We start from the raw sequence: 14,109 nt of genomic DNA on the forward strand, positions 1-14,109 counted from the left end.
CATAACTGCCTTATCCGGCCTACGACGACTTATCAGGCCTACACAGTGTTACAGGCCCGCCTCAGCTGATGGCGGGCTTTTTTTCGCCGTGCGTTTACGCGGCGCGGACTTTTTTTTCTCGCCGCCGCCCGGCGCAACAATTCCTCGGAAGCGCCTTACCGGCGTACGCTTCGCCTGATCGATCAGCTGATACAGCGTTCCGACCAATGGCTGCATAAAGTCCTGATAACGGCACTGTTTTTCACTGATTTGGGTCAGGATCGACTCCCAGTGCGCCGTCATATCGGGTCGGGTCGCCATTTCCGGCAGCGAGTGAAACAGCGCTTTTCCGGCATCGGTAGAGTGAATGTAGCGCCCTTTTTTGGTCAGAAAACCGCGTTTAAACAGTAATTCAATGATACCGGCACGGGTCGCCTCGGTGCCGAGGCCGTCGGTTGCACGCAGGATCTTTTTCAGATCTTTGTCCTGCACAAAACGAGCGATACCGGTCATTGCCGAGAGCAAAGTCGCATCCGTAAAGTGGCGTGGCGGTTGCGTCTGACGCTCGACCACTTCACCTTTCTCGCATAAAAGCTCATCGTCTTTCGCGACCACCGGCAGCGGCGTGCCGTCGTTCTCTTCATCACGTTCTTTATTGCCCAGCAGCGTGCGCCATCCCGCTTCCGCCAGGAACCGGGCTTTGGCAATAAATTTGCCCTTCGCAATGTCCAGTTCAATGACGCACTTGCGGAACACCGCATCCGGGCAAAACTGCATCAGATACTGGCGTGCAATCAGGTTGTAGACCTTCGCTTCGTTGTCGTTCAGCGAGATCGATGAGCTACGCGCAGTCGGAATGATGGCGTGGTGAGCATCGACTTTTTTGTCATCCCAGCAGCGGTTACGGGTATCCGGATTGACCGCAGGCTGCGGCAACAGATCCGACGCATGGATGCTGATGGCGTTCAGCACCGCATGACGTCCGGCAAAATGTTCTTCCGGCAGATAGCGACAGTCGGAACGTGGGTAGGTAATAAGCTTGTGGGTTTCATACAGCTTCTGGCAAATATCGAGCACATTCTGCGCGCTCAGGCCGAAGCGTTTGGCGGCTTCAATCTGCAAGGCGGAGAGTGAAAACGGTAGCGGCGCTGATTCTGATTCCCGTTTATCGTTATAACTGGTGACCACCGCGGGCTGCCCGTTGATACGGTTTACCACGTGTTCCGCCAGCGGGCGATGAAGTAAACGCCCTTCTTCGTCCTGATATGGTTCACAGGCTTCGCTGGGCTGCCAGAGGGCGGTGAACCGCTCATCGGCCGGCGTCACAATATGCGCCTTAACCTCAAAGAAATCTTTGGCGACGAAATTTTCGATCTCTTCATCGCGGCGCACCACCAGCCCAAGAACCGGCGTCTGTACGCGCCCCACCGAGAGAACGCCCTGATAACCGGCGTTGCGCCCCAGAATGGTATATGCACGGGTCATGTTGATGCCGTACAGCCAGTCGGCACGCGCACGCGCCAGCGCCGAGACGCACAGCGGCACAAATTCGCTATTGGAGCGCAGACGTTCAATCGCCCGTTCGACCGCCTGCGGGTTGAGATCGTTGATCAAACAACGTTGCACCTGATGGCGCTTTTCCGGGGCCAGTTGCAGGTAATCCAGCACTTCATCCACCAGCAACTGCCCTTCGCGATCGGGGTCTCCCGCGTGAATCACTTCGCTGGCTTCATGCAGGAATCGTTTGATAACGTTGAGCTGTTTCGTCACGGAAGGACGCGGCTGCAACTGCCATTTTTCCGGCACTATCGGAAGATCGGCTAAACTCCAGCGCGCATAACGGCTGTCATACGCGTCGGGCTGCGCTTGTTCAAGCAGGTGACCGATACACCAGGTCACCACTTGTCCATTGCCACATTCGATAAAACCATCGCCTTTACGGTGCGGCTTTGGCAGCACGTCCGCAATGGCGCGAGCCAGACTCGGTTTTTCGGCAATATACAACCGCATCGAATTAACGGATCTCGACCATGGCGCGTCCGCCACGGGCTTCAACCAGCTCACCGATGGCGGTCAGATCGATACCAAACTCCGCCGCGGTCGCTTTCACTTCCGCTTCGGATTCCGGCGTCACCGCCAACAACAGTCCACCGGAGGTTTGCGGATCGCACAACAGAGAACGTACCGCGTGCGGCATCTCGCCCATCAAATGCCCGTAGCTCGCATAGTTGCGTTCCGTACCGCCTGGCACTGCGCCCAGTTGGATGTACTCTTCAACGCCCGGCAGTTTCGGCACATCCTGATAATCAATTTGCGCTTGTACCCCTGCACCCTGACACATCTCGCTTAAGTGCCCCAGCAAACCAAAACCGGTCACATCGGTCATCGCCTTCACGCCGTCGATATTGGCGAACGCCGCGCCCGCAATATTCATTTGGCACATCACATCCGTCGCCAGTCCCTGATGTTCCGGCTTCAGCAGTGATTTTTTCTCTGCGGTGGTCAGTACGCCAATCCCCAGCGGTTTGGTGAGGAATAGCTTGCACCCGGCCTGCGCGGTACTGTTCTTTTTCACGCGCTCAGTAGGCACAACGCCGGTAACGGCCAGGCCAAAAATCGGCTCCGGCGCATCAATGGAGTGACCGCCCGCCAGCGCAATACCGGCCTGTTTGCAGGCAAAACGCCCGCCCTCCGTGACTTCCCGGGCAATTTCCGGGGACAGCGTATTGATCGGCCACCCCAAAATCGCGATCGCCATAATCGGTTTGCCGCCCATCGCAAAAATATCGCTAATGGCGTTGGTCGCCGCAATGCGACCAAAATCGAACGGGTTATCAACTATAGGCATAAAGAAGTCAGTGGTACTGATAATACTGGTGCCATTACCCAGATCGTACACCGCCGCATCATCGCGGGTTTCGTTACCCACAAGCAGGTTCGGGTCGACAAACTTCGCCTGCTCGCTGTGCAGGATGGTTTCCAACACTTTGGGGGAAATTTTACAACCGCAACCGGCTCCGTGGCTGTATTGCGTTAAACGAATAGTTTGCTCGCTCATGGACATCTCCTGTCATTGCAATCCGGCTATGGTAACGCTCATTCAGTGATGTGATAAGAGTGACTGTCTGAATTCCGGCGTCTTTGCTCACAATCCAGACAGTTTCGTCGAATATCTTAAAAATAACGGACGAAGGGAGTCGGATCCGGCAGGTTAATGCTCGTCGAGGCTTTCAGTTGCGGCGTCCCCAGATAGAGGAATCCCACAATTTTATCCTGCGCCCGGCACTGAAACGCATCGCGCACGACCGGGCTTTCCGTTAATGCGCCACTGCGCCAGATCCCATTGAAGCCCTGCGCGATCGCCGCCATCTGCATCGCCATCACCGCACAGCCCGCGGACATCTGTTGTTCCCAGACCGGTACTTTATGGTTCTCTTCGCACTTCGCCACCACGGCAATGATCAGCGGCGCGCGAAACGGCGCTGAGCGGGCTTTCTCAACAGCTTTTTCATCCCCGTCCTCCGCGATAGCGGCTTTCTCCAGCGTGGCGCTAAACCGTTCGCGCCCTTCGCCTTCAATCACAAAAAAACGCCAGGGTTGCAGAGATTTGTGATCCGGTGCGCGCATGCCTGCCCGCAAAATGTTTTGCAGTTGTTCACCGGCGGGAGCAGGTTCAGTCAGACGAGAGGCGCTACGGCGGTTAACAAGTAATTCGAGTGCATCCATTTAGTTAACTCCAGCAATGATGTTAATTCACAAAATTAACACGAGAGCAGATTTTGTTACAGCACAGGCAGTGATTCCTGCTGACAAGAGCCGGTTGGGTCATTACGATAGCCTCATCTTAGCGCTTTCTCCTGGTACGACGAGAGTGGCGTTGTGTTTCTTTGGTTAGGGAGTATACATGCGAACCCTGTGGCGATTTATTGCCGGATTTTTTAAATGGACGTGGCGACTGCTGAATTTCGTGCGTGAACTGGTGCTTAACCTGTTCTTTATTCTGCTGGTGTTGGTCGGTGTGGGCATCTGGATGCAGGTCAGCAGCAGTCATACCAGCGAGCAAACGGCGCGTGGCGCGCTGCTGTTGGATATTTCCGGCGTGATCGTCGATAAACCCTCCAGTACCAACCGCCTGGGCATTCTGGGTCGCCAGTTTTTTGGCGCAAGTTCTGACCGACTGCAAGAAAACTCGCTGTTTGATATCGTGAATACGATTCGTCAGGCGAAGGACGACCGTAATATTACCGGCATTGTGATGGACCTGAAAAATTTCGCCGGGGCGGATCAACCTTCCATGCAGTATATCGGTAAGGCGCTGCGCGAGTTCCGCGACAGCGGTAAACCGGTCTTTGCCGTGGGCGAAAACTACACTCAGGGGCAGTATTATCTGGCGAGCTTCGCCAATAAAATTTGGCTCTCGCCGCAAGGCGCTGTCGATCTGCACGGGTTTGCCACCAATGGCCTGTATTACAAATCCCTGCTGGATAAGCTGAAAGTCTCCACGCACGTTTTCCGCGTCGGAACCTATAAATCCGCCGTTGAACCGTTTATTCGCGACGATATGTCTCCGGCAGCGCGCGAAGCAGACAGTCGCTGGATTGGCGAGCTGTGGCAAAACTACCTGAATACGGTTGCCGCAAACCGTCAGATCCCTGCCCAGCAGGTCTTCCCCGGCGCGCAGGCCATGCTCGACGGGCTGAGCAAAGTGGATGGCGACACGGCGAAATACGCGCTGGATAACAAACTGGTGGATGCACTCGCCTCCAGCGCCGACGTGGAAAAAGCGCTGACCAAACAGTTTGGCTGGAGCAAAAAGGAAAATAATTACCGCGCCATCAGCTATTACAATTACTCGCTGAATCCCCCTTCCGATACCGGCGACAGCATTGGCGTGGTCTTCGCGAATGGCGCAATCATGGATGGCGAAGAGACGCCGGGGAATGTCGGTGGCGACACTACTGCCTCGCAGATCCGCGATGCGCGTCTGGATCCTAAAGTGAAAGCGATCGTCTTGCGCGTCAACAGTCCTGGCGGTAGCGTCAGCGCCTCCGAAGTGATCCGTGCAGAACTGGCAGCAGCGAAAGCGGCAGGTAAGCCAGTGGTGGTGTCTATGGGTGGCATGGCCGCCTCCGGTGGTTATTGGATCTCAACGCCTGCCAGTTATATTGTGGCCAACCCCAGCACCCTGACCGGTTCTATCGGTATCTTCGGGGTGATCAATACCGTTGAAAACAGTCTGGATTCTATCGGCGTCCATACTGACGGCGTCTCCACCTCCCCGCTGGCGGATATGTCGATGACCAAAGCCCTGCCGCCGGAAGTGCAGCAGATGATACAACTGAGTATTGAGAACGGTTACAAGCGCTTTATCACGCTGGTGGCGGATGCACGTAAGACCACGCCGGAGCAAATTGATAAGATTGCGCAGGGCCATGTCTGGACCGGACAGGATGCGAAAGCCAACGGTCTGGTCGACAGCCTGGGTGACTTTGACGATGCGGTCGCCAAAGCCGCTGAACTGGCCAAACTGAAGCAATGGCATATTGATTACTATCAGGATGAGCCGACCTTCTTTGATTTGGTCATGGACAGCATGTCAGGCTCGGTCCGCGCAGTGCTGCCGGAAGCGATTCAGGCAATGCTGCCCGCCCCGCTGGTCTCTGCGGCAAACGTGGTCAAAGCGGAGAGCGACAAGCTGGCGGCGTTTAATGATCCACAAAACCGTTATGCGTTCTGTTTAACCTGCGCGAACGTTCGCTAATCCTCAACCCCTCTTCACAAGAAGAGGGGTTTTTATTTTCCAGAAGAAAATATCATGCAGAAGAAATCGATTTACGTTGCTTATACTGGCGGTACCATTGGTATGCAGCGTTCCGAACAAGGCTACATTCCTGTTTCCGGCCATCTTCAACGTCAACTGGCGCTGATGCCCGAGTTCCATCGCCCTGAAATGCCAGACTTCACCATTCATGAATACGCCCCCCTGATGGATTCATCCGATATGACGCCGGAAGACTGGCAGCATATTGCCGAAGACATCAAAGCGCATTACGACGAATACGATGGTTTTGTCATTTTGCACGGCACCGACACCATGGCGTTTACCGCCTCTGCACTCTCCTTCATGCTGGAGAATCTGGGTAAACCGGTCATAGTGACAGGGTCACAAATCCCACTGGCGGAGCTGCGGTCAGATGGTCAAATCAATCTGCTGAATGCGCTGTATATTGCGGCAAATTACCCGATCAACGAAGTGACGCTCTTTTTCAATAATCGCCTGTTTCGCGGTAATCGCACCACCAAGGCGCACGCAGACGGTTTTGATGCTTTTGCGTCCCCAAATCTACAGCCGTTGCTGGAAGCCGGGATCCATATTCGCCGGTTGGGTACGCCACCCGCACCGCACGGCGAAGGTGAATTACTGGTGCATACGATCACCCCACAGCCGATTGGCGTGGTGACCATTTATCCGGGAATTTCCGCCGATGTGGTGCGTAACTTCCTGCGCCAGCCGGTAAAAGCGCTGATTCTGCGTTCTTATGGTGTGGGAAATGCGCCACAAAACAAAGAGTTCCTTAAAGAACTGGAAGAGGCCAGCTCGCGAGGTATTGTTGTCGTCAATCTTACGCAATGTATGTCCGGCAAAGTGAACATGGGCGGTTACGCCACGGGCAACGCGCTGGCGCACGCCGGGGTGATTGGCGGTGCCGACATGACCGTTGAAGCGACGCTGACCAAACTGCATTATTTGCTGAGCCAGGGCGTAGACACACAAACCATTCGCACCGCGATGACGCAGAACCTTCGCGGTGAACTGACGCCGGACGACTGAGTCGCCCTCAGGAGGACGAAATGACAAACCGGGCCTTGTTACTGGTCGATTTGCAGAATGATTTTTGTGCCGGTGGCGCACTGGCGGTTCCTGAAGGGGACAGTACGGTAGAGGTTGCCAACCAACTGATTGCCTGGTGTGCTTCCCGGGGAGACGCCGTGATCGCCAGTCAGGACTGGCACCCCGCCGGGCACGGGAGTTTTGCCAGCCAGCATCAGGCGCAGCCGTACAGTCAGGGCACGCTCGATGGTTTACCACAAACCTTCTGGCCCGATCACTGTGTGCAAAACAGCGACGGTGCGGCGCTCCACCCCCTGCTCAATCAACGCGCCATTACGGCTATTTTCCATAAGGGTGAAAACCCGTTAGTTGATAGCTACAGTGCTTTTTATGATAACGGCCGTCGCCAGAAAACGGCGTTAGACGCCTGGCTTCGTGACAATGGCATAGAGGCGCTGGTCATCATGGGGCTGGCAACCGACTACTGTGTGAAGTTTAGCGTGCTGGACGCGTTACAACTGGGCTATACGGTGAGCGTTATCACCGACGGCTGCCGGGGGGTGAATATCCAGCCGCAGGACAGCACACAGGCGTTTATGGAGATGTCGGGCGCAGGCGCAACGCTGTATACCCTGGAGGACTGGGAAGAGACGCAGGCTTAAGTTTTATTCGGGCATCGGCGGTGGCTGATGCCTTTTTCCCCTCATATTGCCGCCATGACAGCAAAAACCGCTTTTTATGTTCATAAAGCCAATGAACCCCTGCGATTTCAGTCACAAAAAACCGCCATCTTATCCCCTTACAATCTACGCCACGCTCTGGGAGCAGTATTGCGAGTCATTTAAGGAGTTAGCCGTGGCTTATTTATTTCTGACATGGGCTGCCATTTTCTGGGGCGGAAATTATGTCGTCGGGCATATTCTGGTGCAATATGTCGATCCCTACGGATTGAGTCTTATACGCTGGGGAGGCACGACGCTGCTGATGTTTGCTCTTTACTGGAAGACATTTGTTCAAGACTATCCGGCACTGCGCCGTCAACTCAGGATGAATACTCTCTTCTCTTTGCTTGGTCAGGTTAGTTTTCCTCTCAGTTTGTATATTGGGCTGCAGTACACCACCTCGCTAAACGCGTCCATCTATATTTCCAGCACGCCTTGCCTGGTGTTGCTAATCAATTATTTTATTTTCCGGGAGCGTATTTCCGGAAGAAATATCCTCGGCGTCATTGCCAGTACTGCCGGAGTTATCTATCTTGCCTTCTCCAACGCTAAAGGCGCCAGCAGTCTGCAGGCCTTCGGCTGGGGAGATGTGCTGACGATTGTGTCTGCATTGAGCTGGGCATTTTACTGCGCGTTGTTGCGGCTCAAAAATAAAGAAGTGAAAAATACCTCATTTGTTGCCTTCAGCTCCCTGATTGGCACGATCATTCTTGTGCCAATGTACTGGCTGCATGCCACATTTTCGCAAGACTTCCACGGTATGATTTACACGGTTTCACCTCCGGTTATAGCCGGGATCCTCTATTTAATTATCTTTCCATCATGGCTTTCTTATGTGTTTTGGAACAAAGGTGTTTCGCTGATAGGAACGACACGTAGCGAAATCTACACGCATCTCATCCCCATTTCTGGCGGGATAATGGGAATCGCTTTCCTCGGCAATACGCTGGAGACTTATCATCTCATTACCCTGCTTTTGATTGTTTTTGGCATCGTCTGCTGCTCAACAAAAAACTTAGCAACTGAGAAAATATAAGCCGTGACGGAGATTTTTGGCGAGTCGTCACGAAAAACAGAGAACCGTTTCCCGAATGGACGGAAATAAACCGGTGAACGGCGCATGGGATCTGCTGGATAAGCAACCTGCCGAGAGAGAAAACACCACCACCCTGTTAAAAGAACTTCACGAAACGTTGCCATAGAGCCAACGCGTAGCCATTGCCGTGGGGGTAAATGTCAAAAGCCCAAAAAGCTGAGTAGATGTGAAAACCTTTGCGCTTTTTTGGGTCTGGCTGGCCCGTACACAGGCCCAGCAAGCGTTGGCACCGCTGGGCAACAAATACAACTTACTGCACTTTCAGTGTCGCTATCGGCGGCGGTACAATGCCGAAATCGGCCTTCAGCTGTTGCTTACTCTTCATCACCATCTGACCCTGGGTGTCAATCGTCATATGCTGCGCATCGGTGTTGTAACGCGCCTGCCACAGCATCACCAGTTGCAGACTGTTCTCTTTTTGTTCCGGCGTCAGCGCGACGCCATCAGGCCATTTCCCCAGTTCAACCGCGGTGGATAACCGCTGATAAACTTCCGGCGTCATGCTGTCGATCATCTCATCAAGGTTCATGATAAGTCCGCTCCTCTGGAATAATTTGCTGAATCGTTTTTTCAGCCTTTGATTTGTTCGCCATTTTCATCATCGGTAAAGCTTAATGAGGCTGAATTGACGCAATAACGCTCGCCGGTCGGCTGCGGGCCGTCCGGGAAGACGTGTCCCAGGTGCGCATCACAGCTCCCGCAGCGGATTTCAATACGCTGCATCCCATGGGAAGTATCTTTAATGTAACGAATTGACTTTTCGCTGACCGGCTCATAAAAACTGGGCCACCCACAGCCCGAATCAAACTTCGTCTGGGAGTGAAATAACGCAGCATCACAGACCAGGCAATGGTAGGTCCCACCCCGCTTGTTATGCAGCAAACGCCCGGTAAACGGCGGTTCTGTGCCGTGATTTTGCGTCACGTAAAATTGCATTTCCGACAAATTTTTTTTCAGTTCTTCCGGAGAGGGTTGGTTAGCCATTTACTCGCATCTCGCTGTAGTCATGCTCACATTACGCAACCGATTCTAACAAAACATTAACACCTCAGTACGAACTTTTGTTCTAAACTTGATCCTGGCGAAATGGCAGCTCGTGATTCGTGATCGCAATCACATTTTTATCTGAGTTGCCCTTTAAAATTCGGGGCGCCGCCCCCACGTGGTTTGAAGCCCAAAGGAAGAGTGAGGTGAATCAGTCGTGCAAAGCTTGTTCAGAGGATTGATTTGTCGCAATGATTGACACGATTCCGCTTGACGCTGCGTAAGGTTTTTGTAATTTTACAGGCAACCTTTTATTCACTAACAAATAGCTGGTGGAATATATGACTATCAAAGTAGGTATCAACGGTTTTGGCCGTATCGGTCGCATTGTTTTCCGTGCTGCTCAAGAACGTTCTGACATCGAGATCGTTGCAATCAACGATCTGTTAGACGCTGAATACATGGCTTACATGCTGAAATATGACTCCACTCACGGCCGTTTCAACGGTACCGTTGAAGTGAAAGACGGTCATCTGATCGTTAACGGTAAAAAAATCCGTGTTACCGCTGAACGTGATCCGGCTAACCTGAAATGGGACGAAGTTGGTGTTGACGTAGTTGCTGAAGCTACTGGTCTGTTCCTGACTGACGAAACCGCTCGTAAGCACATCACAGCTGGCGCGAAAAAAGTGGTTCTGACTGGTCCGTCCAAAGACAAAACCCCAATGTTTGTTAAAGGCGCTAACTTTGACAAATATGCTGGCCAGGACATCGTTTCCAACGCATCCTGCACCACTAACTGCCTGGCTCCGCTGGCTAAAGTTATCAACGACAACTTCGGTATCGTTGAAGGCCTGATGACCACCGTTCACGCAACCACCGCTACTCAGAAAACTGTTGACGGCCCGTCTCACAAAGACTGGCGCGGCGGCCGTGGCGCGGCTCAGAACATCATCCCTTCTTCTACCGGTGCTGCTAAAGCTGTAGGCGTTGTACTGCCAGAGCTGAACGGTAAAATCACTGGTATGGCGTTCCGTGTTCCGACCCCGAACGTATCCGTTGTTGACCTGACTGTTCGTCTGGAAAAAGCGGCTTCTTACGAAGACATTAAGAAAGCAATCAAAGCTGCTTCCGAAGGCCCGATGAAAGGCGTTCTGGGTTACACCGAAGACGACGTTGTATCTACCGATTTCAACGGTGAAGTTTGCACTTCCGTGTTCGATGCTAAAGCTGGTATCGCACTGAACGACAACTTCGTGAAACTGGTATCCTGGTACGACAACGAAACCGGCTACTCCAACAAAGTTCTGGATCTGATTGCTCACATCTCCAAATAAGTTGAGATGAAACAGTAATCTGTAAGAGAGCGACTTCGGTCGCTCTTTTTTTTGCCTGAAGAGAAAGGATTACGTGATGATCAATAAAATTTTTGCACTGCCGATAATCGAACATATTACCCCTGTCCTCTCCCGCCGCCAGCTTGATGAGCTGGAGGTGATCGTTGTCGACCACCCGCAGGTAAAAGCCTCTTTCGCATTACAGGGCGCGCACCTGCTCTCCTGGAAACCGGCAGGCGAAGACGAAGTTCTGTGGTTAAGCAACACGACGCCGTTCAAAACAGGCACCGCGTTGCGCGGCGGCGTGCCGATTTGCTGGCCGTGGTTTGGCCCGGCGGCACAGGCAGGCCTGCCTGCTCACGGTTTTGCCCGTAACCTGCCGTGGACGCTGAAAGCGCACAACGAAGACGATAACGGCGTGGTCCTGACCTTTGAACTGCAAAGCAGTGACGCCACCCGCAAGTATTGGCCGCATGACTTTACGCTGTTAGCCCGTTTTAAACTGGGGAAAACCTGCGAGATTGAGCTGGAAGCCCACGGTGAGTTTGAAACAACCTCCGCGCTGCACACCTATTTTAACGTCGGCGATATTGCGGCAGTGAAAGTCAGTGGTCTTGGCGATCGCTTTATCGATAAAGTGAACGATGCCAAAGAAGATGTGCTGGCTGACGGCGTGCAAACGTTCCCGGACAGGACTGACCGCGTGTACCTGAATCCGCAGGCCTGCAGCGTCATTCACGATGACGCGCTCAATCGCACTATTGACGTCGTGCACCATCACCACCTCAACGTGGTAGGCTGGAACCCTGGCCCGGCGCTGTCCGTGAGCATGGGTGATATGCCGGATGATGGTTACAAGACGTTTGTTTGTGTCGAGACGGTGTACGCTACCGCGCAGCAAAAGACCACCGAAGAGAAGCCTTCTCGTCTGGCGCAAACGATCCGCGTCGCCAAACGTTAAGCGGTAAGTGATGCCGGTGTTTCTGTAGGCCGGATAAGATGCGTGAGCATCGCCATCCGGCAAACAATGCCAGATGGCGACTAACGTCTTATCTGGCCTACGAAAATAACATCCGGCATCGTCACACCATATCCAGCGCGGTTTTCCCCTTCGGGGCCGGATGCGCTTTATCCAGTGCAGCCAGATCACTGGCTGAAAGGGTAATATTCAGCGCCGCCGCGTTCTGCTGCACATGCTCAACGCTTGCCGCTTTTGGAATCGCCATCACGCTCTGATGACTAATGACCCACGCCAGCAGGATTTGCGCCGCGCTCGCACGGTGAGCATGGGCAATCTCATTAATGACGGGATTGTTCAATAAGCCGCTACGTAGACGTCCGGCTTGCGCCAGCGGGCTGTAAGCCATCACCGGCATCTGATGCTGCTGGCACCATGGCAGCAGGTCATACTCAATCCCACGAGAAGCCAGATGATAAAGCACCTGATTGGTGGCGCACTGCTTCCCGCCAGCAACCTGCCATAATTTCTGCATAGCGTCATCATCAAGATTAGAAACGCCCCAGCGACGGATTTTTCCCTGCGCGATCAGCTTTTCCATCGCCTCGACCGTCTCTGCAAATGAATAGCTGCCTGACCAGTGTAATAAATAGAGATCCAGGTAATCGGTATTCAGGCGGCGCAGACTGCCTTCACATGCGGTAATGGCTTTCTGCCCTCCGGCATTCCACGGATACACTTTCGAGACCAGGAAGACCTTATCACGCCGGCCTGCCAGCGCTTCGCCGACCACCTCCTCTGCCGCACCTTCAGCGTACATTTCTGCGGTGTCGATAAGCGTTAACCCCAAATCAATGCCCGCACGCAGTGCATTCACCTCGGCCCGTCGATGATGGGATTTTTCACCCATATACCAGGTCCCCTGTCCCACCGCAGGGAGTGTGAGCTGGCCACTAAAAACAACCTGTTTTTCTGTCATCGTATCCTCCCGTGTTATGCACTACCGTAATGCAAAACAGGGCGCGAGCGCCCTGTTTTGATGCACAAAATGCACTGTAATGATGCACAATCAGAACTTGTAGGTAACCCCGGTGGAGATCAGACCACTCCAGGATTTGTCTACCATCGGGCTGTCGCTAATTTCATCCGACAAATGGGTATAGCGCGCAGTACCGTACACGCTCCAGTTACCGAGGAAATTGTAGTTGGCGCTAATTTCCAGGTACGGGTTCCAGCTGTCGTTCGGGTCGTAGCTACGCAGACCGCTGTGCGAAGACTCTTTGCCCGAGACGCCATAGTAGTACTCGTTCTGGTTTTCGCTGTTCCATTCCACACCGATACCCGGCGTTAATGTCAAACCGCCATTGGTATAACGGTACAGCCAGGCCAGATCCCACACGATGCCGTTGCTGTTATCCAGCGTGTCACCCGCAAGCGTAGTGCGCAGGAAGCCATACTGCGTGTTATGAACGTAAGACAGCCCTGCCATCATGGTGCTTTTACGTTTGTCGAGCTGGCGAAGTTGGTGATTGTCGCTGTCTTCCGGTTTGAAATACATCGGAGACCAGTACGCGGTAATCGACAATTTATCGGTGTTGTCATTCCACAGGTAGTATCCACCACCCAGACCACGGAACCAGAAATTTTCACTTTCATAGGTGATGACTGGAACCGGATATACGTCGGTATCGTAATCTTTATAGGGGTGCTCAACCACACCAACACCTGCGCCCAACGTCAGGTTGCTTTCAGCTTGTGCGACATTCGTCGTCGTTGCGATAAGCACGCCAAGTGCCAGAAGTTTGAGTTTGGTCACAATCCATAATTCCTTATTCAAATGTTTAGCAGCAAAAGTGTAACCGCCAATACGTTTCAACCCAACCATTTTACTTATTACTCACAAAATGTAACCGACTAATTTTTCAGCAGCAGATGACATTTCATTTTCAGTCCGGTGAATTCTGCGTGATTTTCGTCCTTTATCTTTACATTAAATATGCATTTTTTGTGGATGAGTTATTGATATGCCATTGAAATTCATTTAAGCGCACAGGCAAGTTTTGCAAATGCCATCTACGCTTAATTTTAAGAAGGTGTATCACCGGGCACGTTGATCTCTTGGCCGCCAATTTGGCATGAGAGTTGCTGTTTTTTACAACAAGAGACAGCAGAGGCGTCGTTCAGTTTACCTCTTCCGGGGG

13 protein-coding genes are annotated in these 14,109 nt (G+C 52.9%); 6 read left to right on the top strand and 7 right to left on the bottom strand.

The genetic code is table 11. The features are described from left to right. Positions 1 to 48: 48 nt before the first annotated feature. From topB to JM656_RS12335, 3 genes are all read right to left on the bottom strand, one after another. Positions 49 to 1,989 (bottom strand): DNA topoisomerase III, encoded by a 1,941-nt coding sequence (topB, locus tag JM656_RS12325; protein ID WP_203358040.1) that lies wholly within the window; start codon positions 1,987 to 1,989, stop codon positions 49 to 51. A gap of 4 nt (positions 1,990 to 1,993) precedes the next feature. Beyond that, a complete protein-coding gene (gene selD, locus JM656_RS12330) occupies positions 1,994 to 3,037 on the bottom strand; it encodes a selenide, water dikinase SelD (RefSeq protein ID WP_203358041.1) in 1,044 nt (347 codons plus the stop codon). Between the two features lie 116 nt (positions 3,038 to 3,153). After that, a complete protein-coding gene (locus tag JM656_RS12335) occupies positions 3,154 to 3,705 on the bottom strand; it encodes an NAD(P)H nitroreductase (protein ID WP_203358042.1) in 552 nt (183 codons plus the stop codon). A gap of 178 nt (positions 3,706 to 3,883) precedes the next feature. Here JM656_RS12335 and sppA point away from each other — a divergent pair, with 178 nt between their 5' ends. The 4 genes from sppA (at position 3,884) to JM656_RS12355 (ending at position 8,569) form a co-directional block, all read left to right on the top strand. Further along, entirely contained in the window at positions 3,884 to 5,740 is a 1,857-nt protein-coding gene (gene sppA, locus JM656_RS12340; RefSeq protein WP_203358043.1) for a signal peptide peptidase SppA, read from the top strand. A 54-nt stretch (positions 5,741 to 5,794) separates the two neighbouring features. Continuing rightward, the gene (gene ansA, locus JM656_RS12345) at positions 5,795 to 6,811 is read left to right on the top strand and encodes an asparaginase (protein ID WP_203358044.1); all 1,017 of its coding nucleotides are present in this window, start codon (positions 5,795 to 5,797) and stop codon (positions 6,809 to 6,811) included. 20 nt (positions 6,812 to 6,831) lie between these two features. After that, positions 6,832 to 7,473: a bifunctional nicotinamidase/pyrazinamidase gene (gene pncA / locus JM656_RS12350; RefSeq protein ID WP_203358045.1), complete on the top strand. Its 642-nt coding sequence runs from the start codon at positions 6,832 to 6,834 to the stop codon at positions 7,471 to 7,473. 193 nt (positions 7,474 to 7,666) lie between these two features. Then, a complete protein-coding gene (locus JM656_RS12355; RefSeq protein WP_203358046.1) occupies positions 7,667 to 8,569 on the top strand; it encodes a DMT family transporter in 903 nt (300 codons plus the stop codon). A 310-nt stretch (positions 8,570 to 8,879) separates the two neighbouring features. Here JM656_RS12355 and JM656_RS12360 read toward each other — a convergent pair whose 3' ends face one another. Together JM656_RS12360 and msrB are read right to left on the bottom strand one after the other, a co-directional pair. Continuing rightward, positions 8,880 to 9,158: a YeaC family protein gene (locus tag JM656_RS12360; RefSeq protein ID WP_203358047.1), complete on the bottom strand. Its 279-nt coding sequence runs from the start codon at positions 9,156 to 9,158 to the stop codon at positions 8,880 to 8,882. A gap of 41 nt (positions 9,159 to 9,199) precedes the next feature. Further along, entirely contained in the window at positions 9,200 to 9,613 is a 414-nt protein-coding gene (msrB, locus tag JM656_RS12365) for a peptide-methionine (R)-S-oxide reductase MsrB (RefSeq protein WP_203358048.1), read from the bottom strand. Positions 9,614 to 9,954: 341 nt separating this feature from the next. Here msrB and gapA point away from each other — a divergent pair, with 341 nt between their 5' ends. Both gapA and JM656_RS12375 read left to right on the top strand, forming a co-directional pair. Next, positions 9,955 to 10,950, top strand: a complete 996-nt coding sequence (gene gapA, locus JM656_RS12370; protein ID WP_203358049.1) for a glyceraldehyde-3-phosphate dehydrogenase — start codon at positions 9,955 to 9,957, stop codon at positions 10,948 to 10,950. Between the two features lie 76 nt (positions 10,951 to 11,026). Next, positions 11,027 to 11,911, top strand: a complete 885-nt coding sequence (locus tag JM656_RS12375; RefSeq protein ID WP_203358050.1) for a D-hexose-6-phosphate mutarotase — start codon at positions 11,027 to 11,029, stop codon at positions 11,909 to 11,911. 121 nt (positions 11,912 to 12,032) lie between these two features. Here the strand turns inward: JM656_RS12375 and JM656_RS12380 are convergent, their stop codons facing one another. Further along, positions 12,033 to 12,887 (bottom strand): aldo/keto reductase, encoded by an 855-nt coding sequence (locus JM656_RS12380; RefSeq protein WP_203358051.1) that lies wholly within the window; start codon positions 12,885 to 12,887, stop codon positions 12,033 to 12,035. A 90-nt stretch (positions 12,888 to 12,977) separates the two neighbouring features. After that, positions 12,978 to 13,724 carry a MipA/OmpV family protein gene (locus JM656_RS12385; RefSeq protein ID WP_203358052.1) on the bottom strand — a complete coding sequence of 249 codons (747 nt, stop codon included), beginning with the start codon at positions 13,722 to 13,724 and terminating at the stop codon, positions 12,978 to 12,980. Positions 13,725 to 14,109 lie beyond the last annotated feature (385 nt).

The sequence above is a fragment of the Citrobacter sp. R56 genome, from assembly GCF_016811995.1.
Classification (GTDB): domain Bacteria; phylum Pseudomonadota; class Gammaproteobacteria; order Enterobacterales; family Enterobacteriaceae; genus Citrobacter_D; species Citrobacter_D enshiensis.